Genomic DNA, 25315 nt, shown 5'->3' with positions numbered 1-25315 from the left:
CTCCCTCAGGGGGAGTACGGCAGCTGCGGCACCTCGAAACAGGTGTGGTTCATGTCCCCTTGTGAGATCCAGCCCTTCCCGTCCCTCCAGCGCGCCACCGACAGACAGGTCCGGCGGGTCCTCGGCGGCTCGGACAGCCGCTCGAAGGACACGGGCTGCAGCAGCCCGCCCGCGGTGTAGCCGTCGCTGCGGTTCATGAAACCGTCCACGCACGCGCGCGTGATGCCCGTCCGCGCGCACGACCTGGCCGCGTCCGTGAACCACATCGCGGCCGCCCAGCCCTCCAGTTGCCACTGGGAGTGCGTCTTCAGGCCCTTGGTCGCGTCCCGGAACTCCCGCACGGCCGCGTTCGCAGTGTCGTCGTAGTCGCGGCTGGCCCCGGTCGCCCACAGGGCGTTGCGGCAGCGCGGCGAGTCCCTGTAGTCGTCCGGGACGGTGGAGGTCCAGTTCTGGACGTTCGTGACCTTGGCGATGACCTTGGCGCCGACCTCGTCCATCGCCTTGCACAGCTGGGCGTTGCCGTGGGTGTCGATGGCGTCGAAGACCAGGTCGGCGCCCTGCTCCTTGAGGTCGGCCGCGGCGGCGCGGAAGTTGGGCAGCGCGAAGTCGACCTGCTCGCTGACGACCCTGTACCCCTCGGCCTTCAGCCCCTGCTCGACGAGGCGGGCGTAGGCGGCGGAGGAGGCCTGGTTGTACGACACGACGGCCGCCGTACGGGCGCCCTGCTGCTGTTTGAAGTACCGGTAGACCTCCGTGCCGCCGTACAGCTTCCCGCCCCAGCCCGGGGTGCCGTTCCTGGGCGCGAGGCTGCCGTAGATGCCGTACAGGTGCGGCCAGGTGTCGTAGGCGGCGCCGATGGGCTGGCCGCCGATGTCGGGTACGCGCGCGTGGGAGACGCGGGGGGCGCCCGCGTAGTCGAGGGCGGTGGTGGCGACCAGGGCGACGACCTTGTCCTCGTCGACCAGCTGGTGGACGCAGGTGTTGTCGCCGACCCCGCTGCCGCCGTCGTCGCACTCGCGCACCTGGACGGGGTGCCCGTCGATGCCCCCGTGGGCGTTGAGGCGGTCGAACCAGGCCTTGGCGCCGTCGCGCGGGCCGGTGAAGGCGGCGCCGCCGACCGGGCTGGTGACACTGGTGATGATGCCGACCGGGATCGGTGTGCCGCCGCTCGCCACGGGTGCGGGTGTGCGGGTGTCGTGCTCGAAGTCGCTCTCCGGCAGCCGGCTGCCGCAGGCCGTGCCCAGCAGGAGCAGCAGCGCGGCGGCGGCCGCGCCCTCAGCAGCCCGCGGCCGGGGAACCCGACGCATCGCCGCTCAGCTGGACCAGCGCGCACAGGGTGTTGACGGACACCTTCCAGGTGCCGCCCTGCTGGACCGCGGTCCCGGAGGCCTTCGGCAGCGCGGTGGCGCCCTGCAGGGTCAGCGCGTACGTCACGGTCGCCTTGGTCGGTGAGGTGAACTCGATCGTCTGGACCTGCGCCTGCACCTGGCCGCCGCGCTTGTCACCGCTGAAGGCCTTCAGCACCGGCGCCATGCTGTCGCCGTTCTCCAGCACCTTCTGCTTCTCGGCCAGTGACGTCTTCGGGTCGAAGAACTTCTGCCAGTTGGCGGTGATCTCCTGCTTGGCGGCCGCGGGGTCGGCGGGCGCGGTGGCCGGTGCGCTCGTCGCCGGGGTCGCCACGGACGGAGTGGGGGGCGCGCTCTGGCTGCCGCCGCCGCTCTTGTCGCTGCACGCCGCGAGGACGGGGGTGAGGATGAGAACGAGAGCGGCGAGCGCCGCCGTACCCCGTCCCGCCGCCCGTGGGCCGCGCCCCCTTCGTGCCTTCCCCTGCCTGAGGTCGCTCCCGAGAACCATCTGGCTCACCACCGGGTGTCGTTCCGGGCAAGGTGCGCCCGGTGCTTTCAGGGTCAGCTTCCAGAAGGCATAGTGCAAGCGATCGGCAGACCTGGGAAGACAGTCAGACGCGTGACCTGTGGGAGCCAGAGATGCGGACAGGCGGACTCCGGAGCGTGCACCCCGTCCTGTGGGCCGGCTGGGCCGCGCTCGCCGCTGGCGCGGTGCTGTGCGTCATCGGCTGGTACGGCGTCTCGGGCGAGCGCTACGCCGAGCGGCAGCTGCCCTATCTGGCCTCCTGCTCGATCCCGGGCGCGGCCCTGATCATCGCGGGGGCGGTGCTGCTCACCCACGGCCGGGGCGCGCTCGCCGCCACGCGCGTGGAGGAGCTGTACGGCCTCCTGGTCGCCGCCGAGCCCTCTGACGCGGACGAGGCGGGGCAACCCTCCGGTGCGCCCCTCGCGGTCAGCGGGGACCTGCTGATGGTGCCCGGGGGCACGCTCTGGCACCGGGCGGACTGTCCGCTGGTGGCCGGGAAGGCGGAGGCGGTCCCGGTGGACGCCAAGCTTCTGGCCGGCGGCGAACTGGGCCCGTGCCCCATCTGTGAGCCTGTCGAAGAAACCGACTGATGTCGTCACTGACGTACGACCTCGCGCTCGCCGGCCTCTCGGTGGGCAGCGCGGCCGCGCTCACCGGGATCGGCCTGATCGTGACGTACCGCGCGACCGGCGTGCTGAACTTCGCGCACGGCGCGATCGCGATGGTGTGCGCGTACGTGCTGCGGCAGTGCGTGGTCGAGTGGGGGTGGCCGCTGTGGCTCGCGGCGACGGCGACCCTCGTCGTTCTGGCGCCGGCGATCGGCGTGACGCTGGAGCGGTTCGTCTTCCGCCCGCTGGCGGTCCGGGGCAGCGACCCGGCGCAGACCCTGGTCGCCTCGATCGGTGTCTTCGTGCTGCTGGTCGGCGGGGCGGCGCTGTTGTGGGGGCAGGGGGCCAGGGACGACGCCCCCGAGCTGGTGTCGGCGGACCCGTGGGGGCAGCTGGCTGTGGTCCTCGTCCTGGCGGCCGGTGTCGGTGCGGTGATCCGCTGGACCCGGTTCGGGCGGGAGCTGCGGGCCGTGGTGGACGACCGGCAGCTCGCGGTGCTCGGCGGGATCGACGCGGACCGGGTGGCGGCGGCCGGCTGGGCGTTCGGGTCCTTCACGGCGGGTCTGACGGGCGTACTGCTGGCGCCGTACGTCCGGCTGGACCCGTACGGGCTGCCGCTGCTGGTCATGGAGGTCGTGGCGGTGGCGGTGGCCGCGCGGATGCGCAGTCTGCCGGTCGCCGTGCTCGTGGCGCTCGGCATCGGGGTGGCGCAGAGCCAGCTGACCCGGCTGCATCCGTCGGGCTGGGGCGGGCCCCTGCTGCAGGCGGCCGACGCGAACCTGTTCGTCGTCGCCCTGCTGGTCACGTCCCTGGCGATGCCCCGCGTCGGCACGCGTGACGCCCTGCCCGCCGCGGCCACCGCGCGCGTGCCGACACCGCCGGGCGCGTGGATCGTGGCGGTCGTGCTGTTCCTGCTGCCGCTGGGCTTCGCGGGCTCGGACCTGCACACGTCGGTCCAGGTGCCGGCGCTGGGGGTGGTCCTGCTCTCCCTGGTCGTCGTCACGGGCCGCGGCGGCCAGATCTCCCTCGGCCAGGCGGCGTACGCGGGTCTGGGCGCCCTCTTCACGGCCCTTCTCTCCGCCGGCCGCTTCCCGGGCCTGCCCCGCCTCCCGGAACTGGCCGCCCTCGCGGTCGCGGTCGCCCTGGTGGCTCCCCTGGGCCTGCTGACGGGCTGGCCCGCGATCAGTCGCCGGGGCCTCGCCCTCGCCCTGGCGACCTTCGCCGTGGGCGTCGGCGTGAGCCGCTTCGTCTTCGCCCAGCCCTACGCGACGTCCGGCCTGTCCCTGGACCGCCCGGCGGGCTTCGACGGCGACCGCGCGTACTACGTCCTCGAACTGGTGCTGCTGGCGGCGGCGTTGCTCGCGACCCACGCCCTGCGCCGGGGCCGCACCGGCCGGGCGCTGGCCGCGATGCGGGACGACGAGTCGGGGGCGTCGGCGACCGGCGTGCAGGTGCCCTCGCTGAAGCTGCTGGCCTTCGTCTCGGGCGCCGCGCTGGCCGCCCTCGGCGGCGGCATGCTGGGCATGGGGGTGCGCGCCTTCGACCCCGCCGCCTACGACCCCGTGCGCGGCCTCCTCTGGTTCGCCGCGGTGGTGGTCCTGGGCGCCGACAGCACCCTGGGCGCCCTGGCCGCGGCGGCCCTCCTGGTCGGCCTCGACGCGGGCACCCGGGGCGGGGTGGCGGCGGCCCTGATCGGCGTCCTGGCAGCACTGGTGGGACGCTTCCCGACCGGCCCGCACGAGGCCTTGCGCACAGCGACGAGCCGCCTGCGGGGCCGGCGGACGGCGACCCTGACGGCGCTGGGAGAGCGAGCGAGGAAAAGGATCCGACCACCCGAACCGTCCTCGATCCGGCGGCCGGCACTGGCCGGGGTGACGGCAGCACCACGTGACAGCTCGGCAGTCAGCCGACGGACAGCCGCCGACAGTGCTCCAGCCCCACCAGGGCCACCCGCACCCGACCACGAATCCCGCACGGGTGGTGCGGGTGGGAACACAAACCCGGCCGGAGGCCGGGTGCACCCCCACGCACCCCCACCCGCACCGACCCTCAAGGCCCGCTCCCTCCACGCCCGATACGGCCGCTTCACCGCCCTCGACGGAGTCGACATCGACGTACCCCCCGGCCGGATCACCGCCGTCGTCGGCCCCAACGGCGCCGGCAAGAGCACCCTGTTCCACTGCCTGGCCGGCACCCTCCACCCCACCCACGGCCGGGTCCACCTCGGCGACCGCGACATCACCCGGCTCCCACCCCCCACCCGCACCCGCCTCGGAATCGCCCGCACCTTCCAGCAGCTCTCCGTCTTCCCCTCCCTCACCGTCGCCGAGAACGTCCGCGTGGGCGCCGAACAGGGCCGCCCCACCGACCCGGAGGCGGTCGAGCGCGCCCTCAGGCTCTTCGGTCTGGACGGCCCGGCGAGATCACTCCCCGCCGCCGCCCTCCCCACCGGCACCCTCCGCCGCGTGGAACTGGCCCGGGCCCTCGCCTGCAACCCCCGCGTCCTGCTCCTGGACGAACCCGCGGCCGGCCTGGACGGCACCGAGGTCGCCGCCATGACCCGCGTACTGAAGGCCCTCGCGGCCGACGGCACCGCCCTCCTCGTCGTGGAGCACGATCTCGACCTGGTCGCGGACCTCGCCGATGTCGTGCACGTCATGACGGCCGGTCACATCGTCGCCTCCGGCCCCCCGGACCACGTACTGGACGAGGTCGTCCCATGACCGGCATCTCCCTCCGCGACGCCCGCGTGCGCTACGGCCCCCTGGAGGCCCTGCACGGCGTCACCCTCGCCGCCCCCGGCCCCGGCCTCACGGTCCTCCTCGGCCGCAACGGCTCCGGCCGTACGACCGCCCTGCGCGCCCTGGCCGGAACCGTGCCCCTGTCCGCCGGCACGGTGATCTGGGACGGGACCGACGTGACCCGGCTGCCGGCGTACGAGCGTGCCCGGTGCGGACTGTGCCTGGTCCCGGAGCGCCAGGCCGTGTTCGGCTCCCTCACGGTCCACGAGAACCTCGAACTCTCCTCCCGGCGGTACGACTTCGCCCTCGACGCCTATCCGCAGCTCAAGCCCCTGCTCCAGCACCGGGCCGGCACGCTCTCCGGCGGCGAGCAGCGCATGCTCGCCCTCTCCCGGGCACTGCTGGCACGCGCGCGCGTGGTCCTCGTCGACGAGCCGGCGCAGGGCATGTCACCGCCGGTCGCGGCCCGGACGTACGAACTGCTCGCCGGTCTGGACGCGTGTGTGATCGTCGCCGAGCAGCGGCTGCCGCCCGGGCTTCGCCACCGAACCCCGGTCCTGGTGTACGAACTGCGGCGCGGGACGGTCGTGTTCGGCGGCGAGGCGGACGAGCAGGCGCGACGATGACGGGGCGCCCCGTGACCGAGTGGACGCCGAAGGGCCTCGTCCGTTGTGACGGACGAGGCCCCGCGGTACCCGGTGAGGGGGTGTGCCTCAGAGTTCGAGCTGCTGCCCGGGCACGATCAGGTTCGGATCGCCGCCGATGACGGCCTTGTTGGCGGCGTACAGGCGCTGCCAGGTGGTCCCGTGCCGCGCGGCGATCATGCTGAGCGTGTCGCCCTCACGGACGGTGTAGTCGCCGCGGGAGGAGCTGCGGTTGGTGTGCTCGGTCGAGCGGGCAGGCGCCTTCGACAGCTGCTTCGCAGCCTTCTTCGAGGGGCTCTTCGACGCCTTCTTGGAGACGACCTCCTCGGGGGCCGCCTTCGTGGACGCGGCACCCGACGAGGCGGGCGCGCTGCCGTACGCACCGGCCCGGCCCGAACAGACCGGCCAGGCGCCCCAGCCCTGGGCGTGCTGGACCTTGGTGGCGACGGCGATCTGCGCCTGCTTGGAGGCCTTGTCGGCGGTGGAGGCGTAGGCCGAGCCGCCGTACGCGCGCCAGGTGCCGGCGGAGAACTGGAGCCCGCCGTAGTAGCCGTTGCCGGTGTTGATGTGCCAGTTGCCGCCGCTCTCGCACTGGGCGATGCGGTCCCACACTCCGCCGTCCGCCGCGACCGCGTTGCCGGTGGCGGCCAGCAGTCCGAGGGGGGCGAGCAGTGCGGCCCCGGCGAGGACCGCCGTCGTACGCGTCTTACGAACGTTGTCGCGGGTGGTATCGGCACACTCGGACATGTAATTCCCTCTCGAAACACCCGGGGTCCCCCAAGGCGGGGCGCGCTTGCGGCACTTGGGCCGGTCGCCACGCTCCGCCCCGTCCGCCGCGACCGCGCCGGCCGGTGGTGCGGGCCGGGTGCGGTGGACGGACGTTTCCCGAGCGGTGCTCGTTGCACACGGCCGAGGAATCTAAGGAGCGGCGGGGCGGGACGACAACCAACGAGGTGTCGTGCCAGGTCAGTTGGGTGTTACCGAAGGTAGCGAGATGTTCCGGAGACCTGATTCGCTCCGCGATTTCCTGATATTTCGACCACCAGGACCATCTGACTGTGACTCACTTCACGCAACCAACTCCCTTGACCTGACAACCACTTGACCGTGCGTGACCAATTCGGAACCTGTCGTGACCATCCGCGTTGGATGGATTGATTCCGTTCGCCCAGGAGCGTGACTCTCGCCACAGGTCCTCCGTTGTCTTCTTCATGAGTCCGGGACCCGCCCGGTTCACACTTCCCGAGGGGAGCCACCGTGCCGCGCATGCTCGACGTCAGCGACGAGGTACGCGCCGAGATCGGCGACGAAGAGGCCGACCGGCTGCTCGCCGGAGAGAACGCCCCCGGCAGCTACGACTGCACGTCCTGCCGCACCCCGGGCGACTCCGAGCAGGAGCGCACCAGCACCGTCCTGTTCATCGGCGACGAGACCGCCGTCCTCGCCTTCGCCCACGCCGGCTGCCTGCCCTCGCAGGTCGTGCAGGTGACCGAGGAGCAGCTCCAGGGGGCCGTGCGGTCCATCTCCGGCGACACGGTGGACCTGGACCCGGACAAGGTCGTACCACAGCAGGCCGTGCTCGGGGTGACCAGCGGACTCGTGCTGATCGCCGGGGAGTTGCACCCGGCGCTGGTGGTCGAGCCGACGGGACCGATCGTGCGGCCGGGGGCCACGGGCCTCGGCGACGACTTCCTGCCGCTGCTCATCGAGCAGGGGTTCATGCCGCTGACGGAGATCACCGAGATGCCGCCGGTGCTGCACGGCTGGTCGGTGCTGCTGGCCGTCGGGCAACTGCACGCGGTGCTGCAGCCGAACGCGGCCGGCGGTCAGCCGGTGGCGTGGTGGCAGGCGCACCAGCCGCTGCAGGTGACGGAGGGCTGGCGGGCCGCGGCCAACAAGCACCAGCAGGTCCTGATGTTCGCCGCGCCGGTGGGCTCGATCGGCCGCCAACCGCGCGAGGACCTGCTGCGGGACGCGCTCGACAAGGCCGCGGCGGGCGGCAAGCTGGTCGCCGCGGCCATGCCCCTCGCCGGCACCTGAGGGCCGGCGTCGCGTGCACCCGCATCCCAAGTGACCCGAGGTCGTTTGGACATACGTGCACGCATACGACGTTTCGCGCCGCCAGTCGTTCCAGTCGATCCCTTCGTCGAGGTCGGCCCCCGATTTCCTGGGCGGCCCATCGGCCACGCCGATCTACGACGCGCTCTACACCGAGTACGTCAAGTCCTTCCGCACGCTGCCGGGCGACCGCAGCGGCGAGGAGGACCTGGGCTTCACCGCCTTCGGGAACATCCCGCACAGCACGGGGTCGTACGGCGGGCACCGCCCGGGGTCGTTCAGCAGCTCCTACGGCGCCTACAGCGCGGGGGCGTCCGTCGCGCGCCAGCAGTCGCAGTGGCAGCGGGTCGGGCACATCGGGCCGCAGGCCTCGGCGATGCAGCACGTACCGGCGGCCCTGCCGCCGGGCTCGCGCAGAGGCGGCTGAGCGGACATGAGAAGGAGGGCGGTCCCAACGGGGGCCGCCCTCCTTGTCGTTCGCGTGTCGTTCGCGCCTACTTCTTCTTGCCGCGCTTCTCGCGCACCCGCACGGAGATATGGATCGGCGTCCCCTCGAAGCCGAACTCCTCCCGCAGCCGGCGCTCGATGAAGCGCCGGTAGCCCGCCTCGATGAAGCCGGAGGCGAAGAGGACGAACCGCGGCGGCTTGGTGCCGGCCTGGGTGCCGAAGAGGATGCGCGGCTGCTTGCCGCCCCGGATCGGGTGCGGGTGGGCGGCGACCAGTTCGCCGAGGAAGGCGTTCAGGCGGCCGGTGGGGACACGGGTCTCCCAGCCGGCGAGAGCGGTCTCGATCGCCGGGACCAGCTTCTCCATGTGCCGCCCGGTGCGCGCCGAGACATTGACCCGGGGCGCCCACGCCACCTGGCCGAACTCGGTCTCGATCTCCCGCTCCAGGTAGTAGCGGCGCTCCTCGTCGAGGGTGTCCCACTTGTTGTAGGCGATGACCATGGCGCGGCCCGCCTCGACCGCCATGGTGACGATCCGCTGGTCCTGCACCGAGATGGACTCGGAGGCGTCGATCAGGATGACCGCCACCTCGGCCTTCTCGACGGCGGCCGCGGTGCGCAGCGAGGCGTAGTAGTCGGCGCCCTGCTGGAGGTGGACACGCTTGCGGATACCGGCCGTGTCGACGAACTTCCAGGTGACACCGCCGAGTTCGATCAGCTCGTCCACCGGGTCGCGAGTGGTGCCCGCGATTTCGTTGACGACCACGCGCTCCTCGCCCGCCACCTTGTTCAGCAGGGAGGACTTGCCGACGTTCGGGCGGCCGATGAGGGCGATCCGGCGGGGGCCGCCGATGCCGGTGCCGCCGAAGGTCTGCGCGGGCGCGTCCGGGAGGGCCTCCAGGACGGCGTCGAGCATGTCGCCGGTGCCGCGGCCGTGCAGCGCGGAGACCGGGTGCGGCTCGCCGAGGCCGAGGGACCAGAGGTAGGCGGCGTCCGCCTCGCCGCTCGGGCCGTCGACCTTGTTGGCCGCCAGCACGACCGGCTTGCCGGCCTTGCGCAGCAGTCGTACGACCGCCTCGTCGGTGTCGGTCGCGCCGACCTTGGCGTCGACGACGAACACCACCGCGTCGGCGGCCTCGATCGCGTACTCGGCCTGGGCGGCCACGGAGGCGTCGATGCCGAGGACGTCCTGCTCCCAGCCGCCGGTGTCGACGACCTTGAAGCGGCGGCCCGCCCACTCGGCCTCGTAGGTCACCCGGTCGCGGGTGACACCGGGCTTGTCCTCGACGACCGCCTCACGGCGGCCGATGATGCGGTTGACGAGGGTCGACTTGCCGACGTTCGGCCGCCCGACCACCGCCAGCACCGGCAGCGGCCCGTGCCCCGCGGCCTCGATGGCCCCCTCGACGTCCTCGAGGTCGAAGCCCTCTTCCGCGGCGAGCTCCATGAACTCCGCGTACTCGGCATCGCCAAGCTCTCCGTGATCGTGCTCCTCGAAAGAGCCCTCGGAGTGGATGTCGTCGTTCATGAAGTCCGTACCTCGTTCATCGTGGTGATCGGTGGACCGCCCGGTGTCATCCGGTTTGATCCACTACTCAGTGTCGCCCAGGGCCTGCCCGGCGGACCAGGCCGGCGTCGCGGGGCCTGGCACGCCCATCTGCGGCGTTGTCGTCGGTTGCCGACGCTCCGCGTCGACGCCCTCCTCCGCCTTGCAGCTGGACGCACCAGGCCCCGCTCGGCTTGGCCAAGAAGCACCGTACCTCCAGGCCGGCCTGATCCGCCGGACAGGCCCTAGCGCCCGGTCAGGCGCCTTGCGTTTTCCAGGTGGGTGCCGAGCTGTTTCTGGATGCGTTCCGTTGCCGCGTCCAGGGCCGCTCGGGTGCGCCGTCCGGAGCCGTCGCCCGCCTCGAAGGGGTCGCCGAAGACGACGTCGACGCGGCTGCGCAGCGGAGGCAGCCCCTTTATCAACCGTCCGGGCTTCTCGGAACTTCCCAGGACGGCGACCGGGACGATCGGGGCGCCGCTGCGGACGGCGAAGTAGGCGAGCCCCGCGCGCAGGGAGGCGAAGTCGCCCTCTCCGCGGGTGCCCTCCGGGAAGATGCCCAGGACTCCCCCGGCCGCGAGAACGTCGAGCGCGCGCGTTATGGCCCCGCGGTCGGCGACCGAGCGGTCCACCTTCAGCTGGCCGATGGCCGTCAGGAACGGGTCGAGCGGGCCGACGAACGCCTCCTTCTTGATCAGGAAGTGCGTCGGCCGGGGCGCGACTCCCATGACCATGGGGCCGTCGATGTTGTGGGAGTGGTTCACGGCGAGGATCGCCGGGCCGCTCGCGGGCACCTTCCAGGCACCGAGCACCCGCGGCTTCCACAGCCCGTACATCAGGCCGACGCCGATCCGGCGCCCGACCTCGGCGCCCCGCTCGGAGGCAACGGAAGCAGCGGTCACTTCCCGGCCCGCTTCTCCTCGACGAGGGTGACGACGCACTCGACGACCTGCGCGAGGGTGAGCTCGGTGGTGTCCACCTCGACCGCGTCGTCCGCCTTGGCGAGCGGCGAGGTCTTGCGCGAGGAGTCGGCCGCGTCCCGCTTGATCAGGGCCTCGCGGGTGGCGTTGACGTCGGCGCCCTTCAGCTCACCGCTGCGACGGGCCGCGCGGGCCTCGGCGGAGGCGGTGAGGAAGATCTTCAGATCGGCGTCGGGCAGCACGGTCGTACCGATGTCCCGGCCCTCGACCACTATGCCGGTCTCCGCGGAGGCGGCCAGCGAGCGCTGCAGCTCGGTGATCCGGGCGCGCACCTCGGGCACCGCGCTGACCGCGCTCACCCTGGCGGTGACCTCCTGCGTGCGGATCGGCCCGGCCACATCGGTGCCGTCGACGCTGATCGTCGGATCCGCCGGGTCCGTACCGGAGACGATCTCGGGCTTGCCGGCCACGGCGGCGATCGCGGAGGGGTCCTCGAGGTCGATCCCGTTGGTCACCATCCACCAGGTGATCGCCCGGTACTGGGCACCGGTGTCCAGGTAGCTCAGGCCAAGCTGCGCGGCGACGGCCTTCGACGTGCTCGACTTGCCCGTGCCGGAGGGACCGTCGATGGCGACGATCACGGGCTTGGCGGCGCCGTTTTCCACGAGGGGACACCTTCCTGGTGCGGTGCGGTGGGTGGTGTACGGGCGCGAGCGCGCCCCGCACAAGGTTACCGGCCTCCCGGGTCCCCTCTTACAGACGGATGATCGGGAGGATCACTGCCGGATGGACCAGCCCCGCTCCCGCAGCGCGGCACTGAGCACCGGCGCCGCCTGCGGCTCCACCATCAGCTGGATCAGACCCGCCTGCTGCCCGGTCGCGTGCTCGATGCGCACGTCCTCGATGTTGACCCCGGCCCGGCCGGCGTCGGCGAAGATACGGGCCAGCTGACCCGGCTCGTCGCTGATCAGGACGGTCACGGCCTCGTAGACCCGCGGCGCGGAGCCGTGCTTGCCGGGGACGCGGACCTGGCCCGCGTTGCCGCGGCGCAGCACGTCCTCGATGCCGGCCGTGCCCTCGCGCCGCTTGGCGTCGTCGGAGGACTGCAGGGAGCGCAGCGCCTCGACGGTCTCCTCCAGGTCGGCGGCGACGTCCGAGAGCAGGTCGGCGACCGGCCCGGGGTTCGCGGAGAGGATGTCGATCCACATCCGGGGGTCGGAGGCGGCGATCCGGGTCACGTCCCGGATGCCCTGCCCGCACAGCCGTACGGCCGCCTCCTCGGCGTTCTCCAGGCGCGCGGCGACCATGCTGGAGACCAGGTGGGGCATGTGGGAGACGAGCGCGACGGCGCGGTCGTGGGCGTCGGCGTCCATCACCACCGGCACGGCACGGCAGTGGGAGACCAGCTCGAGTGCGAGGTTCAGCACCTCGGTGTCGGTGTCCCGGGTCGGCGTCAGGACCCAGGGGCGGCCCTCGAAGAGGTCGCCGGTGGCGGCCAGCGGGCCGGACTTCTCACGGCCGGACATGGGGTGCGTGCCGATGTACGACGACAGGTCCAGGCCCAGCGCCTCCAGCTCGCGGCGCGGGCCGCCCTTGACGCTGGCCACGTCGATGTAGCCGCGGGCCACGCCCCGGCGCATGGCGTCGGCGAGCACGGCGGCGACATGGGCCGGCGGGGCGGCGACGATCGCGAGGTCGACGGGCCCTTCGGGGGCCTCGTCCGTGCCGGCGCCCAGGGCGGCCGCGGTGCGGGCCTGCTCCGGGTCGTGGTCGGTGAGGTGGACCACGACGCCCCGCTGGGACAGGGCGAGGGCCGCGGACGTACCGATGAGGCCGGTGCCGATGACGAGTGCGGTTCTCACTGGGCGATGTCCTTGCGCAGGGCGGCCGCGGCGCCGAGGTAGACGTGGTTGATCTCGGCGCGGGACCGGTCGGTCTCGATGTGCGCGAGTATCCGCACGACCCGGGGCATGGCGCCCGCGATGTCGAGTTCCTGCGCGCAGATCAGGGGGACGTCGACGATGCCGAGCTTGCGGGCGGCGGCCGCCGGGAAGTCGCTGTGCAGGTCGGGCGTGGCCGTGAACCAGATGCTGATCAGGTCGTCGGCGGTCAGGCCGTTCCGCTCCAGGACGGCGGTGAGCAGGGCTCCGACCTGCTCGTCCATGTGTCCGGCCTCGTCCCGTTCCAGTTGGACGGCTCCCCGGACCGCTCGTACCGCCACGGCGCTGCTCCTCGCTCACGTATCGGCTCTACGACCGTCCAGCCTAGTCAGCCCGCGCGGCGGCGGCCGTCGGCGCCCGCCCGCTGAGACGGCCCGACGATCTCCGACAATGTCACCCGAATGTCTCTATTCCGATACTTGGGGGCGGAACACCCCGTGCGCCTCTTTACGCCGTGGCCGCCGGTCCGCTCTCATGACAGGAAACTCGCCTCGGGGGAGGCCTTCATGAAGCGTCCAGGACCGCTGCTGACCTTGCTCGCGGGACTGCTGTTCGGTCTGTTCATGCTCACGCTCAACTCGACCACCGGCACCAAGACCGCCTCGTCGACGTACAAGGAGGAGTCGCCGGCCGCGTCTCCCGCGCCCACGAGGACCAGCGCACCGCCGACTCCCAGCCCGACTCCGACGCGCACGGCGGCGTCGACCGGCGTCTACACCGGCCGCACGGACGACGACTCCTCCGCCGTCGCCGTCTCGCTGCGCGGCGGCAAGGCGATCGCGTACTTCTGCGACGGCCACAACATCGAGTCCTGGCTGAAGGGCGATGTCCGCGACGACGGCAGCATGGCGCTGACCGGCGAGAACGGCGCGCGGTTGAACGGCACCCTGAAGGGAAGCGCGCGGCTGAGCGGTACCGCCGACCTCGGTGGCGGCCACTACACCTTCACCCTGGCCAAGGCCAAGAAGCCGTCCGGTCTGTACCGGGCCAACAGCCAGGTGCGCGGCGCCCGGATCGTCGGCGGCTGGATCGTCCTGCCGAACGGTCGCCAGGTCGGTCTGCTCACCCGTGACGGCAAGCGCACGGCCGCGCCCGCCATCGACCCGGCCACGGGCGCGGTGACGGTCGACGGAGAGCAGCTCACGGCACGTCCCGTAACTCCTTGATCCTTCTGAGATCCTTCTGCCCGGGGAGCCGACCATGACCGTCGATCCGAACGCCGCCACACAGAGCTTTCCGCCTCCGGGGCCGGCCCATCGGGCGCCGAGCCCGGCCCGCTATCTGGTCCCGGCCCTGGTCGCCGCCGCGGTGGCCGTCGGCCTCGGCGTCTACGGAAAGGCCCACCACCCGGCCGGCACCGCCTTCAACCTCGCCGGGTTCAGCAGCACGGGAGCGGTGAAGTCGTGGCTGGCGACGACCGCCTTCTTCTTCGCGCTCGTCCAGTTGGTGTCCGCGTTCATGGTCTACGGCAAGCTCCGGGGACCGGGCTGGGCGCCGACGCTGCACCGCTGGTCGGGGCGAATCGCGTTCCTGGTGGCGGTCCCGGTGGCGGTGCACTGTCTGTACGCGCTGGGCTACCAGACGTACAGCACGCGCGTCATGTGGCACTCCGTCCTCGGTTGCTTCTTCTTCGGTGCCTTCAGTGCCAAGATGCTGCTGCTCCGCTCGGAGCGGCTGCCGGGCTGGCTGCTGCCGTTCGTCGGCGGGCTGGTCTTCACCGTTCTCACCCTCATCTGGCTGACGTCCGCCCTCTGGTTCTTCCGAACGTTCGGAGTGACGACATGACCCACCGCTCGACGCGACGCACGGTTCTGCTCGCCACAGGTGCGGTGCCGCTGGCCGCGGGCTGCAGCAAGTACGGCGACAGCGGAGGCGGTTCGGGCTCCTCGTCGGTGAAGGCCTCGGCCGGGCAGGAGCTCGCGAAGACCGCCGAGATCCCGGTCGGCGGGGGCAAGATCTTCAAGGACGAGAAGGTCGTCGTCACCCAGCCGGCGAAGGGCGAGTTCAAGGCGTTCTCGGCGATCTGCACGCATCAGGGCTGCACGGTGAGCACGGTCGCCGACGGCACCATCGACTGCCCGTGCCACGGCAGCAAGTACCGCATCGCCGACGGTTCGGTGGCGGGCGGACCGGCGCCGAAGCCGCTGCCGCCGGAGCAGATCGAGGTGGAGGGAAATTCGATCCACCTGGCGTGAGGCGCCACGTACGCTCGCGGACATGCAGCCCGAGGCCCTGGTGCGCGACCACACGATCTACTCCTGCGTCATGGGGTCGCGCGCCTTCGGGCTGGCGACGGATGGCAGCGACACCGACCGCCGGGGCGTGTACCTCGCCCCCACTCCCCTGTTCTGGCGTTTCGAGAAGCCGCCGACGCATGTCGAGGGCCCGGCGGACGAACAGTTCAGCTGGGAACTGGAACGCTTCTGCGAACTGGCCCTGCGCGCGAACCCGAACATCCTGGAGTGCCTGCACTCCCCCCTGGTGGAGCACGTCGACCCCGTGGGCCGCGAACTCCTCTCCCTGCGCGAGGCGTTCCTCTCCCGCCGGGCCCACGAGACCTTCACCCGCTACGCGCTCGGCCAGCGCAAGAAGCTGGAGGCGGACGTCCGCGCCCACGGCGCCCCGCGCTGGAAGCACGCGATGCACCTGCTGCGCCTGCTGATGAGCTCCCGCGACCTGCTGCGCACGGGCACCCTCACCATCGACGTGTGCGAACAGCGCGAGCCCCTGCTCGCCGTGAAACGCGGCGAACTCGCCTGGCCCGAGGTCGAGTCGTGGATGAACCGCCTGGCGGCGGAGGCGGACGAGGCGTCCGCGCACACCCCCCTGCCCGAAGCCCCGGACCAGCACCGCGTGGAGGACTTCCTCCTCCGCGTCCGCCGCGCCTCAGCCCTCCAGCCGGACCCGTACGACGAAGTCGTGCAGGGCGTCGTACCCGCGCGGGGCGTCCGGCAGCTCTGACGCCTCCTGCGCCCGGTCGAGCAGCCCGTGCAACCGCTCGACGTCGGCCTGCACGCGCGCGTGGTCGACATCGGCGTCCCCGTGCTCCCGCTCCGCCTTGGCGGTGATGAGCTCCGGCAGGTACGCGGGTGCCTCGGTCACCTCCCCGAGCAGCGTGGGCAGATGGGCCTGCACTTCACCGGAGCGCATCAGATGAATGCCGGTGAGCAGCACCCGGAAGGTGTAGAGCAGCGGCTTGAGCTCGCCGGTCTTCTCGAAGAGCCGCCACTGGGTGGTGGCGAATCCGCGGTAGTGGTGGGCGTGGTGCGCGGTGAGCACACCGGGCGCGAGTGCGGTCAGCTCCCGGTGCGCGTCCGTGGTGTGGACGACCAGGGGTGAGAGCAGCTGCTCCAGCACATAGCCGTTGCGGCGCAGCATCAGCCGGACGAACTTGCGTACGTCGTGGGTGACGAGGTCCATCTCGACGCCGTCCCGGTCCCACATCCGTGACCGCGTCTCCTCCGGCTCACGCAGCCCGACGAGGTCGGCGGCCGGCAGCAGGTGCGCGCCCCGCAGGTCGACGTCCGAGTCACGGGACGGGAAGCCGTAGAGGTGCGCGCCGGAGACGGTCGCGAAGAGGACCGGGTCGGGCTGTTCGGCGATCACCGGGGTCAGGTCGAGGGGCAGGGTGTCGGTCACGGGTCAAGCGTCCCAGAGGGCGCCGAGTGTCATCAGGTCGCCCCGGTACTCGATGCGGTCCGCCCAGTCGGTCGGCCAGGCCTCCGCGCCCAGGTACGCGCCCGCGAACGCGCCCGTCAGGCAGGCGATGGAGTCCGAGTCGCCGGAGGTGCAGGCGGCGCGGCGGATGGCGGTGACCGGTTCGTCGGGGAAGAGCAGGAAGCACAACAGGCCGGTCGCCAGCGCCTCTTCGGCGATCCAGCCCGCGCCGGTGGCCAGGCACGGGTCGGTCTCGGGGTCGGCGGTGCGCACGGCCTCGTCGAGACGGTCGAGTACCTCCAGGCACTCGTCCCAGCCGCGGGCGATGAACTCCTCGGCCGTGGAGTCGTCGGCCCGGGTCCACAGGTCGCCGAGCCAGGGGTGGTGGTAGCGGCTGCGGTTGTCGCGGGCGTACGTCCGCAGCAGTCCGACCAGGGCCGCCGGTTCGGTGCCCAGCGCGAGCAGTCGTACCGTCCTCGCCGTCAGGTCGGACGCGGCGAGCGCCGTGGGGTGGCCGTGGGTGAGCCCGGCCTGCAACTGGGCCGCGCCGGCCCGCTGTTCGTCGCTCAGTCCCGGTGCGAGCCCCACGGGCGCCACGCGCATGTTGGCGCCGCAGCCCTTGGAGCCGATCTGGCTGGCGTCCTGCCAGGGCCGGTTCTCGTCCTTGAGCAGGTCGCACGCCCGCAGACAGGTGTTCCCGGGTGCCCGGTTGTTGTCCGGCGACTGGTACCAGTTCACGAACTCCTTGCGCAGCGGCCGCTCCAGCCGCTCGGGCGCGAGTACCCCGCGGTCCATCGCCGTGCGCATGCCGTGCGCGACGGCCAGCGTCATCTGCGTGTCGTCGGAGACGATCGCCGGCGTCGGCAGTCGCATCTCCCGCCACGGCCCGCACTTGGCGAGGATCGAGGGGACGTCGTTGAACTCGGTGGGGAAGCCGAGCGCGTCCCCGAGGGCGAGGCCGATCAACGCGCCGGTGGCGGCGCGCTTGTCGACGATGGTTGCGGTCATGCGGGGCGTCCTTCCCGGGACGGTCGGAGGAGGGGCGGGTGCAGGGCGGTGGCCCGACCCGCGCGGTAGAGGGCGGCGGGTTTGCCGCGCCCTCCGGTCAGTCGGGCGCCGCCCGGCACCGGTTCGACGAACCCGGGTGTCGCGAGCACCTTGCGGCGGAAGTTGGGCCGGTCGAGGGGCGTGCCCCAGACCGTCTCGTAGACCTGCTGCAGCTCGCCGAGGGTGAACTCGGGCGGGCAGAAGGCGGTGGCGAGGCAGGTGTACTCGAGCTTGGCACCGACGCGTTCATGGGCGTCGGCCAGGATCCGGTCGTGGTCGAAGGCGAGCGGCCGGTCCACGTGGTACGGCAGCCAGCTCGCCCGGGCCGCGTCGCTCCCGGCGTGCGGTTCGGGCGCGTGGGGCAGCAGCGCGGTGAAGGCGACGGACACGACCCGCATCCGGGGGTCCCGGTCGGGCTCGCTGTAGGTGCGCAGCTGCTCCAGATGGAGTCCGGTGACGTCCGACAGGCCCGTCTCCTCGGCGAGTTCACGTCCGGCGGCCGTCTCCGCCGACTCGTCCGGCTCGACGAAGCCGCCGGGCAGCGCCCAGTGCCCGGCGTACGGCTCCTGCCCGCGCTCGACCAGCAGCACCTGCAGCGCGCCGTCCCGGATGGTGAGGACGGCGAGGTCGACGGTGACGGCGAAGGGTTCGTAGGCGTACTTGTCGTAACTCGCCTTGTCGAACGCCATGTTCACCACCCCCTTGACGGTCATCTTTAATAGTCATTACGACTATAAACAGCATGGGCGTGCTTCCACAACCCCCGCGCGGGTAACCGGCCCCGCATGGGCGAGATCCTGGTGGGCACGTGTTCGTGGACGGACCGCGCGCTGGTCGGCAGCGGCTGGTACCCGGTGGGAAGCAGGGACGCCGAGGGGCGATTGCGGTACTACGCGGACCGGTTCCCGGTGGTCGAGGTCGACTCGGCGTACTACGCCCTGCCCAGCGCCCGCAACTCCCAGCTGTGGGCGGATCGCACGCCCGAGGGCTTCGTCTTCGACGTGAAGGCGTTCTCGCTGCTGACCGGTCACCCGACCCGCGGGTCCGTGATGCCGGACGGGCTGCCCGCCGACCCCCGGGACCCGAAGGTGCTCGACGCGGTGTGGGCGCGCTTCACCGAGGGCGTCGAGCCCCTGCGGGCGGCGGGACGGCTCGGCGCCGTGCTGTTCCAGTTCCCGCCGTGGTTCCGGCCCGGACGGCGGGCCGGGCGGTTCCTGAGGGAATGCGCCGAACGGACCGCGGGATGGCCCCTCTCCGTGGAGTTCCGGCATCCCGACTGGTGGCGCGCGGAGTGGGCGGACGCGACACGCGCCCTGCTTGCGCGGTACGGCATGGCCGCCGTGGCCGTCGACATGACGCAGACGCTTCCCTCGTCCATCCCGCCCGTCACACCGGTCACTTCACCGGACCTGTCCGTCGTCCGCTTCCACGGCCGCAGCCCCGCCTGGGGCTCGGGGAGCAAGGAGGACCGCTTCCGGTACGACTACGGGGAGGCCGAACTCGCCGAGTGGCTGCCCCGCTTGCGCGGGCTCGCCGAGCGGGTCGGCCGGCTGCACGTGCTGTTCAACAACTGCTGCGGCGCGGCCGCGGTCCGTGCCGCCGAGCGCATGCGCGGGCTGCTCGACGGCACGGACCGGGCTCACGCGCGCGTGCGGGACGGCGCGAACGCCGCCACCAGCGCGCCCGCTCCCGCGGCCCCCGCCGACACCCACAGGGCAGGCGCGCAGCCGTCCAGGAACGACGCCGGGGAGCCGTAGCCGCCGTACCGGGTGAAGACCAGGGCGGCGACGGCGACGCCGAAGACTCCGCCCAGTTCCCGCAGGGCGTTGTTGACGCCGGCCGCGACGCCCGCCTCGCCGAGCGGGACGGAGGACGTCACGGCGTTGGCGACGCTCGGGAAGACCATGGAGATACCGATGCCGGCGATGATCAGCGGCAGCACCAACTGTCCGTAGCTGACACCGGGTTCGACCTGCCAGGCGAGCAGGGCGAGGCCGGTTGCCTGCAGCAGCAGTCCGATCAGCATAAAGGGCCGGGTGCCGAAGCGGTCCGCGAGGGCGCCCGCGACCGGGGCGACCAGCAGCGGCATGGCGTTCCAGACGAGGATGCGCACGCCGGCCTGGAGCGGGGAGTAGCCGAGTCCGGTCTGGAAGAGCTGCGTGATCATGAAGAGGGCGCCCAGGAGCGAGCCGAAGACCAGGAAGCCGGCCGCGTTGGCGGTGGTGAAGCCGCGGTTGCGGAAGTGCGCGAGCGGCAGCATCGGGTGACGGGCGCCCTTGCGCTCCCACAGGAGGAAGGCCGCGACGAACACGACTCCCGCGGCCAGCGCGCCCAGCACCTCGGCGCTCCCCCACCCCGCCTGCGGCGCCCGGACCGGCGCCCAGGCCAGCCCGGTCAGCCCGACGGCCGCCAGCACCAGCCCCACCAGGTCGAGTTGGGGCCGGGTGCCGTGACTCTCGCGGAGCTTGGTGGCGGCGAAGGGCAGCATCGCCAGGCCGATCGGCACGTTCAGCCAGAAGATCCACTGCCAGGACAGCCCCTCGGTGACGGCCCCGCCGAGCACGGGCCCGGCGGCCACCCCGAGCCCGGTCACCCCGCCCCACACCCCGATGGCGACGCCCCTCTTCTCGGCCGGGAACGCCTCGCTGATCAGGGTCAGGGTGAGCGGAAGCAGGACGGCCGCCCCGGCGCCCTGCACGATCCGGGCGCCGATGAGCTGTTCCGGCCCGTTCGACAGGGCGGCGGTGGCGGAGGCGAGGGTGAAGACGGCGAGCCCGACGACGTACATCCGCCGGCGTCCGAAGCGGTCGCCGAGTGCGGCGCCGGTCAGGGTGAGGCAGGCGAAGACCAGGTTGTAGGCGTTGATCGTCCACTCCAGGTCCGACAGGCTCGCCCCGAAATCGGCCCGCAGCGCGGGCAGCGCGGTGGCGACGACCACGACGTCCAGGGAGCACAGCAGCGCGCCGAGTCCGGCCAACAGAACGGTCCAGCCGCGGCGGGACGGACCGGTCGCCACGGGTGGTTCGTGCACGGAGACACTCAGTGTGTCGGTCATGACGGGGGTTCCTTCCATGAGCTCATGAGGTCGCTCACGGAAGGCAGACCACCCTCACCCCGCAAAGGAATCGCGCCGCCCCAGGAAGGCCAGCAGCCGCCCGTCGGGCCCCGCGCCCAGCGGCACGGCGACCGGCGCGCCGAACCGCACGCCCCGGTCCTCCGCCGCGACCACGCACCGCGCGACGGGCAGCAGTTCGGCGGCGAGCGCGGCCGGGATGGGCCGCCGGCGCCCGCAGGCCTGCGCCACGTCCCATCCGTGCACGGCGATCTCCACGGCCCCCACGGCGGCCATCACCCGCACGTCCAGCGGCAGTTCGCCCACCACCACCCGCTCCCCGGGCCAGGCGGCCCAGGCGCCGAGCACGGCACACGCGCGTGTGCGGAACGCACAGGCCGGGTCGGCGGTCCCCGGCGTCAGCCCGATCCGCCCGCCCGTCAGCCCCTCGTGCAGGGCGTCGAGCGAGTCGTCGAGATGCCCGAGCAACTCCCCCAGGTCCCACTCCGCGCACGGCGTGCCCCGCTCCAGCCGCCCGGCCCCCACCCCGGCGACGCACCCCAGCGCGTAGGCGAGCGAACGCTCCAGCAGCTCACCGGCGTTCACGACAGCACCCGCGGGAACCCGAAGCGGACGACCTGCTCCACGTCGAGGAAGGCGGTGACCCGGGCCACCGTCCCGTCCACCACGGTGAGCACCTGCACCGAGTGCGCGCGCAGCACGCCGTCCACCCCGCGCACGTACATGACGAGAGCCGGCTGCCCGTTCGCGCGCGTGGGCAGCATCCGCAGTCCGCCCTCCTCGTGCACGCGCGCGTGCAGGAACCGCAGCACGTCCTTGCGGCCGCGGAACCACTCCAGGTTGGGCGGCATCTCCAGCTCCACGCCGTCCTGCAGGAGGTCGACCAGCGCGTCCAGGTCGGCGTGCTCGAAGGCGGCCATGTAGCGGTCCAGCACCTCGCGGTCCGCCGCACCGCCGGGTTCGACGACGAGGTCCTCCTCGGGGGCCACCTCGTCGAGCCGGGCACGCGCGCGCTGCAGGGTGCTCTTGACGGCCGCGGTCGACGTCCCGAGCAGCGCGGCCACCTCGGGCGCCCGCCAGGCCAGCACGTCCCGCAGGATGAGCACCGCCCGCTGCCGGGCGGGCAGATGCTGGAGCGCGGCGACCAGGGCGAGCCGCAGGCTGCCCCGGGCCGCCACCACGGTCGCCGGGTCGACGAGGGCGTCCGGCAGCGGCTGGAGCCACGGCACGTCCGTCGCGGCGCCCCTCAGCGGCTCCTCGGGCGCCTGTGACGGCCCGCCGAGCCCGGAGGGCAGCGGACGCCTCGCACGGCTCTCCAGGGCCGTCAGACACGTGTTGGTGGCGATCCGGTGCAGCCAGGTCCGCAGGCTCGCGCGGCCCTCGTAGCCGTCGTAGGACCGCCAGGCCCGCAGATACGTCTCCTGCACCAGGTCCTCGGCCTCGTCGACCGAGCCCAGCATCCGGTAGCAGTGCGCGAGCAGCTCCCGCCGGTACGGGTCCGTCAGCCGGACGAACTCGTCGCGGTCCGTCGTCGTAGCAGGCATTCCTGCACACTCCTCTCGCCGGTCACGCAGTACAGACCGGCGAGAGGGCGGAAAAGCATCGGCTAGAGGTCGACTTCCTTCATCAGCATGCCGACCTCGGTGTTGGACAGCCGCCGCAGCCAGCCCGACTTCTGGTCGCCCAGGGTGATCGGGCCGAAGGAGGTGCGCACCAGCTTCTCGACGGGGAAACCGGCCTCCGCGAGCATGCGGCGCACGATGTGCTTGCGGCCCTCGTGCAGGGTCACCTCGACCAGGTAGTTCTTGCCGGTCTGCTCGACGACCCGGAAGTGGTCCGCGCGCGCGTAGCCGTCCTCCAGCTGGATGCCGTCCTTGAGCTTCTTGCCCAGGTCGCGCGGGATCGGGCCGACGATGGCGGCGAGGTAGGTCTTCTTCACGCCGTACTTGGGGTGGGTCAGCCGGTGCGCCAGCTCGCCGTGGTTGGTGAGCAGGATGACGCCCTCGGTCTCGGTGTCGAGGCGCCCGACGTGGAAGAGCCGGGTCTCGCGGTTGGTGACGTAGTCCCCGAGGCACTGGCGCCCCTCCGGGTCCTCCATCGTCGAGACGACACCGGCGGGCTTGTTGAGCGAGAAGAACTGGTACGACTGCGTGGCGACCGTCAGGCCGTCGACCTTGACCTCGTCCTTCTCCGGGTCGACCCGCTTGCCCTGCTCCAGCACGATCTCGCCGTTGACCTCGACCCGGGCCTGCTCGATCAGCTCCTCGCAGGCGCGCCGGGAGCCGTAGCCCGCGCGCGCGAGGACCTTCTGCAGCCGCTCGCCCTCCTGCTCGGCGCCCGGGAAGGTCTTGGGCAGCTTGATGTCCTTCTTGCCCGCGTACCGGTCCCGGTTGCGCTCCTCGGTCCGTGCGTCGTACTCACGGGAGCGGGCGGGAGCCGTGCGGCCGCCGCGCTGCTGTCCCTGCTTGGGGCCGCCCTTGGCGCCGCCGCGGGCCGCGCCGCCGCGCCCTGACTTGGGACCGTCCTGGGTGGCGCCGGGGCCCACGTCGTAGCGGCGCTCCTCGGGGCGGGGCTTGCGGGGGCGGCCCTGACTCTGGCCCTGACCCTGCTTCTGGTCCCTGTTGTTGCCGGCTCCGCGGTGGTTACCGCGCCCGCCGCTCTTGCCGCTGCCGCTGCTTCGCATCAAAGTTCCGTCGTCGTCGTGTGTTCGTCGTGGGCGCCCGGACCGTCATCGGGTGCGTCCGGGTCGAACGAGGGAACGCCTTCCTGGGTCTCGGCCTCGATCGCCTCCGCCTCCGGGAGGAAGGGCGCGAGCTCCGGGAGCTCGTCCAGACCGCGCAGGCCCATCCGCTCCAGGAAGTAGTTCGTCGTCCTGTACAGGATCGCACCTGTTTCGGGTTCCGCGCCCGCCTCCTCGACCAGACCGCGTTGCAGCAGGGTTCGCATGACCCCGTCGCAGTTGACCCCGCGGACGGCCGAGACGCGGCTGCGGCTGACCGGCTGGCGGTAGGCGACGACCGCGAGCGTCTCCAGGGCGGCCTGGGTGAGCCGGGCCGTCTGGCCCTCCAGGACCAGGCGCTCCACGGCCGGGGCGTACTCGGCGCGGCTGTAGAAGCGCCAGCCGCCCGCGACGAAGCGCAGCTCGAAGCCGCGGCCCTGCACGGTGTAGTCGTCGGCCAGCGCCCGCAGCGCGTCGCCGATCTGGCGCTTCGGGCGCTCCAGGATCTTCGCGAGGTGCTCCTCGGTGGCGGGCTCGTCCACGACCATCAGGACGGCCTCCAGGGCGGGCCCCAGCTCGAGATCGGCGACGGCTCGCAGGCCGGCCGGCAGCTCGGTCGTCTCCTCGCTCACGGCTTGTCCTCCTTGGGCGGCTCGGGCGGTCGGTCGAACTCGTCGGTCACCATCGGCCGGGTCTCCCCCTCGCCGCCGGTCCACCGCACGATCAGCTCGCCGAGGGCGGTCTCCTGCTCCAGCGCGACGGCCTTCTCCCGGTACAGCTCCAGGAGCGCCAGGAACCTGGCTACGACGGTGAGGGTGTCGTCGGTGTCCTCGACGAGGGAGCGGAAGCTGGCCTCGCCGAGTTCCCGGAGCCGGTCGATCACGATGCGGGCCTGCTCCTGGACGCTGACCAGGGGGGCGTGGATGTGGTCGACGTAGACCTGCGGCTTGGGCTTGGGCTGCATGGCCTTGACCGCGAGCCGGGCGAACCCCTCCGGGCCGATGCTGATGACGACCTCGGGCAGCAGCTCGGCGTGGTGCGGCTCCAGTCCGACGGTGCGGGGGTAGCGGCGGGCCTCGTCCTCCAGTCGGCGGCTGAAGATGTCGGCGATCTGTTTGTACGCGCGGTACTGCAGCAGCCGGGCGAAGAGCAGGTCGCGTGCTTCGAGGAGGGCGAGATCGGCCTCGTCCTCGACCTCCGCGGACGGCAGCAGCCGGGCCGCCTTGAGATCGAGCAACGTGGCCGCGACGACCAGGAACTCGGTCGTCTGATCGAGGTCCCAGTCCGGCCCCATGGCGCGGATGTGCGCCATGAACTCGTCGGTCACCTTGGACAGCGCGACCTCGGTGACGTCCAGCTTGTGCTTGGAGATCAGCTGCAGCAGCAGATCGAAGGGCCCCTCGAAGTTGGAGAGCCGAACCTTGAAGACACCGTCGTCGGCTTTGCCCGGATCGGCGACGGGTTCGGAGGCCGCGCCCTGCGGCGGATCGGATGGTGCGCTCTTGCCGCCCGGCTCCGCCTTCTGCGGGGCGTCCCCGGGCTCGCCCGACTTGTCCGCCGGCTCGGCGAGCACTTCAGCCCCGCCGACCACCCGCACGGGCCCCCCGGCTCCTTCGTCCGTCAGGGAGTCGACCGCCTCAGGCTGGACGACCCCTGCCCCAGCCGCCCCGGGCCCGAGCACCTCCACCCCGGCCCCCCTGGGCCCGAGCACCTCTGCTCCCGCCACCCCGGGCTGGAGGGCCTCAAATACGGCTGCCGCAGGATCGACGGCCTCGAACGCGACTGCCGCAGCACCGACGGCCTCCGCCTCGACCGCCCCCCGCTCGCGCACCTCCCGCTCGACCGGCCCGGACCCCATCTCCGCTGACTTCGATCGAGCGCCGAGCCCAGCGGCCTCGACTCCGGTAACGGCGGGATCGACGGCCTCCGCCTCGACCGCCCCCCGCTCGCGCACCCCCGACTCGACCGGCCCGGACCCCGTCTCCGTGGATGTGGGTCGCTCCTCGGTGCGTTTCTCGGCGGCCTCGGGCACGGTTTCCGGGGGCGTC

General features: G+C 72.4%; 27 protein-coding genes. 10 read left to right on the top strand and 17 right to left on the bottom strand.

Going from position 1 to position 25315, the window contains the following annotated elements; genetic code table 11:
• Positions 1–5: 5 nt before the first annotated feature.
• Positions 6–1307, bottom strand: a complete 1302-nt coding sequence (locus tag ACWCQ1_RS27000) for an ABC transporter substrate-binding protein (protein ID WP_451027563.1) — start codon at positions 1305–1307, stop codon at positions 6–8.
• Positions 1276–1854 (bottom strand): hypothetical protein, encoded by a 579-nt coding sequence (locus ACWCQ1_RS26995; RefSeq protein ID WP_133047270.1) that lies wholly within the window; start codon positions 1852–1854, stop codon positions 1276–1278. The genes ACWCQ1_RS27000 and ACWCQ1_RS26995 overlap by 32 nt, the downstream gene beginning before the upstream one ends.
• A 131-nt stretch (positions 1855–1985) precedes the next feature.
• Here ACWCQ1_RS26995 and ACWCQ1_RS26990 point away from each other — a divergent pair, with 131 nt between their 5' ends.
• From ACWCQ1_RS26990 to ACWCQ1_RS26980, 3 genes are read left to right on the top strand one after another with little or no spacing between them, the layout of a single operon-like run.
• Positions 1986–2462: a hypothetical protein gene (locus ACWCQ1_RS26990; protein WP_133047271.1), complete on the top strand. Its 477-nt coding sequence runs from the start codon at positions 1986–1988 to the stop codon at positions 2460–2462.
• On the top strand, positions 2462–5203 hold the full coding sequence (locus tag ACWCQ1_RS26985; protein WP_451027562.1) for an ABC transporter permease subunit: 2742 nt from the start codon (positions 2462–2464) through the stop codon (positions 5201–5203). The genes ACWCQ1_RS26990 and ACWCQ1_RS26985 overlap by 1 nt, the downstream gene beginning before the upstream one ends.
• On the top strand, positions 5200–5847 hold the full coding sequence (locus ACWCQ1_RS26980) for an ABC transporter ATP-binding protein (protein ID WP_358605156.1): 648 nt from the start codon (positions 5200–5202) through the stop codon (positions 5845–5847). Before ACWCQ1_RS26985 ends, ACWCQ1_RS26980 begins: the two co-directional genes overlap by 4 nt.
• An 87-nt stretch (positions 5848–5934) precedes the next feature.
• Here the strand turns inward: ACWCQ1_RS26980 and ACWCQ1_RS26975 are convergent, their stop codons facing one another.
• On the bottom strand, positions 5935–6612 hold the full coding sequence (locus ACWCQ1_RS26975) for a LysM peptidoglycan-binding domain-containing protein (RefSeq protein ID WP_451027561.1): 678 nt from the start codon (positions 6610–6612) through the stop codon (positions 5935–5937).
• Between the two features lie 510 nt (positions 6613–7122).
• On the opposite strand from ACWCQ1_RS26975, the gene ACWCQ1_RS26970 reads away from it, so the two are divergent.
• Positions 7123–7905, top strand: a complete 783-nt coding sequence (locus tag ACWCQ1_RS26970) for a hypothetical protein (RefSeq protein ID WP_358605162.1) — start codon at positions 7123–7125, stop codon at positions 7903–7905.
• A 55-nt stretch (positions 7906–7960) separates the two neighbouring features.
• On the top strand, positions 7961–8350 hold the full coding sequence (locus ACWCQ1_RS26965; protein ID WP_358605165.1) for a hypothetical protein: 390 nt from the start codon (positions 7961–7963) through the stop codon (positions 8348–8350).
• Between the two features lie 67 nt (positions 8351–8417).
• Here the strand turns inward: ACWCQ1_RS26965 and der are convergent, their stop codons facing one another.
• The 5 genes from der to aroH all read right to left on the bottom strand — a co-directional run bounded on the left by der (position 8418) and on the right by aroH (position 13052).
• On the bottom strand, positions 8418–9896 hold the full coding sequence (gene der / locus ACWCQ1_RS26960; RefSeq protein WP_133047277.1) for a ribosome biogenesis GTPase Der: 1479 nt from the start codon (positions 9894–9896) through the stop codon (positions 8418–8420).
• Between the two features lie 263 nt (positions 9897–10159).
• Positions 10160–10747: a lysophospholipid acyltransferase family protein gene (locus tag ACWCQ1_RS26955; RefSeq protein ID WP_451027607.1), complete on the bottom strand. Its 588-nt coding sequence runs from the start codon at positions 10745–10747 to the stop codon at positions 10160–10162.
• A gap of 62 nt (positions 10748–10809) precedes the next feature.
• Positions 10810–11496, bottom strand: coding sequence for a (d)CMP kinase (gene cmk, locus ACWCQ1_RS26950; RefSeq protein WP_133047279.1), 687 nt, complete (start codon positions 11494–11496; stop codon positions 10810–10812).
• Between the two features lie 111 nt (positions 11497–11607).
• Complete coding sequence (locus ACWCQ1_RS26945; RefSeq protein WP_133047280.1) at positions 11608–12693, bottom strand: prephenate dehydrogenase; 1086 nt, start codon at positions 12691–12693, stop codon at positions 11608–11610.
• On the bottom strand, positions 12690–13052 hold the full coding sequence (gene aroH, locus ACWCQ1_RS26940) for a chorismate mutase (protein WP_133047281.1): 363 nt from the start codon (positions 13050–13052) through the stop codon (positions 12690–12692). The genes ACWCQ1_RS26945 and aroH overlap by 4 nt, the downstream gene beginning before the upstream one ends.
• Positions 13053–13277: 225 nt before the next feature.
• Between aroH and ACWCQ1_RS26935 the strand changes: the two genes are divergently transcribed.
• The 4 genes from ACWCQ1_RS26935 to ACWCQ1_RS26920 are packed head-to-tail and all read left to right on the top strand — an operon-like array spanning position 13278 to position 15732.
• A complete protein-coding gene (locus ACWCQ1_RS26935) occupies positions 13278–13937 on the top strand; it encodes a hypothetical protein (protein ID WP_133047282.1) in 660 nt (219 codons plus the stop codon).
• A gap of 34 nt (positions 13938–13971) precedes the next feature.
• Positions 13972–14556, top strand: coding sequence for a DUF6529 family protein (locus ACWCQ1_RS26930; RefSeq protein WP_356769368.1), 585 nt, complete (start codon positions 13972–13974; stop codon positions 14554–14556).
• Complete coding sequence (locus ACWCQ1_RS26925; protein WP_358605174.1) at positions 14553–14966, top strand: Rieske (2Fe-2S) protein; 414 nt, start codon at positions 14553–14555, stop codon at positions 14964–14966. Before ACWCQ1_RS26930 ends, ACWCQ1_RS26925 begins: the two co-directional genes overlap by 4 nt.
• 22 nt (positions 14967–14988) lie before the next feature.
• Positions 14989–15732, top strand: a complete 744-nt coding sequence (locus ACWCQ1_RS26920) for a nucleotidyltransferase domain-containing protein (protein ID WP_358605177.1) — start codon at positions 14989–14991, stop codon at positions 15730–15732.
• On the opposite strand, the gene ACWCQ1_RS26915 is transcribed toward ACWCQ1_RS26920, so the two are convergent.
• Genes ACWCQ1_RS26915 through ACWCQ1_RS26905 form a run of 3 tightly spaced genes read right to left on the bottom strand, consistent with a single transcriptional unit; the run spans position 15658 to position 18188 of the window.
• On the bottom strand, positions 15658–16410 hold the full coding sequence (locus tag ACWCQ1_RS26915) for a nucleotidyltransferase domain-containing protein (RefSeq protein ID WP_358605180.1): 753 nt from the start codon (positions 16408–16410) through the stop codon (positions 15658–15660). The genes ACWCQ1_RS26920 and ACWCQ1_RS26915 overlap by 75 nt on opposite strands.
• 3 nt (positions 16411–16413) lie before the next feature.
• Entirely contained in the window at positions 16414–17436 is a 1023-nt protein-coding gene (locus tag ACWCQ1_RS26910) for an ADP-ribosylglycohydrolase family protein (protein WP_451027560.1), read from the bottom strand.
• Positions 17433–18188: an NUDIX hydrolase gene (locus ACWCQ1_RS26905; protein WP_358605185.1), complete on the bottom strand. Its 756-nt coding sequence runs from the start codon at positions 18186–18188 to the stop codon at positions 17433–17435. The genes ACWCQ1_RS26910 and ACWCQ1_RS26905 overlap by 4 nt, the downstream gene beginning before the upstream one ends.
• 72 nt (positions 18189–18260) lie before the next feature.
• On the opposite strand from ACWCQ1_RS26905, the gene ACWCQ1_RS26900 reads away from it, so the two are divergent.
• The gene (locus tag ACWCQ1_RS26900; protein ID WP_358605188.1) at positions 18261–19232 is read left to right on the top strand and encodes a DUF72 domain-containing protein; all 972 of its coding nucleotides are present in this window, start codon (positions 18261–18263) and stop codon (positions 19230–19232) included.
• Here the strand turns inward: ACWCQ1_RS26900 and ACWCQ1_RS26895 are convergent.
• From ACWCQ1_RS26895 to ACWCQ1_RS26870, 6 genes are all read right to left on the bottom strand, one after another.
• A complete protein-coding gene (locus tag ACWCQ1_RS26895) occupies positions 19115–20530 on the bottom strand; it encodes a DHA2 family efflux MFS transporter permease subunit (protein WP_451027559.1) in 1416 nt (471 codons plus the stop codon). The genes ACWCQ1_RS26900 and ACWCQ1_RS26895 overlap by 118 nt on opposite strands.
• A gap of 54 nt (positions 20531–20584) precedes the next feature.
• Complete coding sequence (locus tag ACWCQ1_RS26890; protein ID WP_358605194.1) at positions 20585–21133, bottom strand: TIGR03086 family metal-binding protein; 549 nt, start codon at positions 21131–21133, stop codon at positions 20585–20587.
• Entirely contained in the window at positions 21130–22092 is a 963-nt protein-coding gene (locus ACWCQ1_RS26885) for a sigma-70 family RNA polymerase sigma factor (protein ID WP_133047291.1), read from the bottom strand. Before ACWCQ1_RS26885 ends, ACWCQ1_RS26890 begins: the two co-directional genes overlap by 4 nt.
• Before the next feature lie 62 nt (positions 22093–22154).
• Positions 22155–23231, bottom strand: coding sequence for a pseudouridine synthase (locus tag ACWCQ1_RS26880; protein WP_356769348.1), 1077 nt, complete (start codon positions 23229–23231; stop codon positions 22155–22157).
• Positions 23231–23899, bottom strand: coding sequence for an SMC-Scp complex subunit ScpB (gene scpB / locus ACWCQ1_RS26875; RefSeq protein ID WP_358605198.1), 669 nt, complete (start codon positions 23897–23899; stop codon positions 23231–23233). Before scpB ends, ACWCQ1_RS26880 begins: the two co-directional genes overlap by 1 nt.
• Positions 23896–24864, bottom strand: a complete 969-nt coding sequence (locus ACWCQ1_RS26870) for a segregation and condensation protein A (protein ID WP_451027606.1) — start codon at positions 24862–24864, stop codon at positions 23896–23898. The genes scpB and ACWCQ1_RS26870 overlap by 4 nt, the downstream gene beginning before the upstream one ends.
• Positions 24865–25315 lie beyond the last annotated feature (451 nt).

The sequence above is a fragment of the Streptomyces sp. NPDC002144 genome (genome assembly GCF_053593695.1).
This window is presented reverse-complemented; position numbering and strand designations above follow the sequence as displayed.

Excerpts from the sequence above, each read along its gene's own strand:
- ACWCQ1_RS26995 (WP_133047270.1), bottom strand. The coding sequence starts at position 1,854 with ATGGTTCTCGGGAGCGACCTCAGGCAGGGGAAGGCACGAAGGGGGCGC.
- ACWCQ1_RS26895 (WP_451027559.1), bottom strand. The coding sequence starts at position 20,530 with ATGACCGACACACTGAGTGTCTCCGTGCACGAACCACCCGTGGCGACC.
- ACWCQ1_RS26935 (WP_133047282.1), top strand. The coding sequence starts at position 13,278 with ATGAAGCGTCCAGGACCGCTGCTGACCTTGCTCGCGGGACTGCTGTTC.
- ACWCQ1_RS26920 (WP_358605177.1), top strand. The coding sequence starts at position 14,989 with ATGCAGCCCGAGGCCCTGGTGCGCGACCACACGATCTACTCCTGCGTC.
- ACWCQ1_RS26930 (WP_356769368.1), top strand. The coding sequence starts at position 13,972 with ATGACCGTCGATCCGAACGCCGCCACACAGAGCTTTCCGCCTCCGGGG.
- ACWCQ1_RS26985 (WP_451027562.1), top strand. The coding sequence starts at position 2,462 with ATGTCGTCACTGACGTACGACCTCGCGCTCGCCGGCCTCTCGGTGGGC.
- ACWCQ1_RS26905 (WP_358605185.1), bottom strand. The coding sequence starts at position 18,188 with ATGACCGTCAAGGGGGTGGTGAACATGGCGTTCGACAAGGCGAGTTAC.
- der (WP_133047277.1), bottom strand. The coding sequence starts at position 9,896 with ATGAACGACGACATCCACTCCGAGGGCTCTTTCGAGGAGCACGATCAC.
- ACWCQ1_RS26980 (WP_358605156.1), top strand. The coding sequence starts at position 5,200 with ATGACCGGCATCTCCCTCCGCGACGCCCGCGTGCGCTACGGCCCCCTG.
- ACWCQ1_RS26975 (WP_451027561.1), bottom strand. The coding sequence starts at position 6,612 with ATGTCCGAGTGTGCCGATACCACCCGCGACAACGTTCGTAAGACGCGT.
- ACWCQ1_RS26900 (WP_358605188.1), top strand. The coding sequence starts at position 18,261 with ATGGGCGAGATCCTGGTGGGCACGTGTTCGTGGACGGACCGCGCGCTG.
- ACWCQ1_RS26955 (WP_451027607.1), bottom strand. The coding sequence starts at position 10,747 with ATGTACGGGCTGTGGAAGCCGCGGGTGCTCGGTGCCTGGAAGGTGCCC.
- ACWCQ1_RS26990 (WP_133047271.1), top strand. The coding sequence starts at position 1,986 with ATGCGGACAGGCGGACTCCGGAGCGTGCACCCCGTCCTGTGGGCCGGC.
- ACWCQ1_RS26880 (WP_356769348.1), bottom strand. The coding sequence starts at position 23,231 with ATGCGAAGCAGCGGCAGCGGCAAGAGCGGCGGGCGCGGTAACCACCGC.
- ACWCQ1_RS26925 (WP_358605174.1), top strand. The coding sequence starts at position 14,553 with ATGACCCACCGCTCGACGCGACGCACGGTTCTGCTCGCCACAGGTGCG.
- ACWCQ1_RS26910 (WP_451027560.1), bottom strand. The coding sequence starts at position 17,436 with ATGACCGCAACCATCGTCGACAAGCGCGCCGCCACCGGCGCGTTGATC.
- ACWCQ1_RS27000 (WP_451027563.1), bottom strand. The coding sequence starts at position 1,307 with ATGCGTCGGGTTCCCCGGCCGCGGGCTGCTGAGGGCGCGGCCGCCGCC.
- ACWCQ1_RS26885 (WP_133047291.1), bottom strand. The coding sequence starts at position 22,092 with ATGCCTGCTACGACGACGGACCGCGACGAGTTCGTCCGGCTGACGGAC.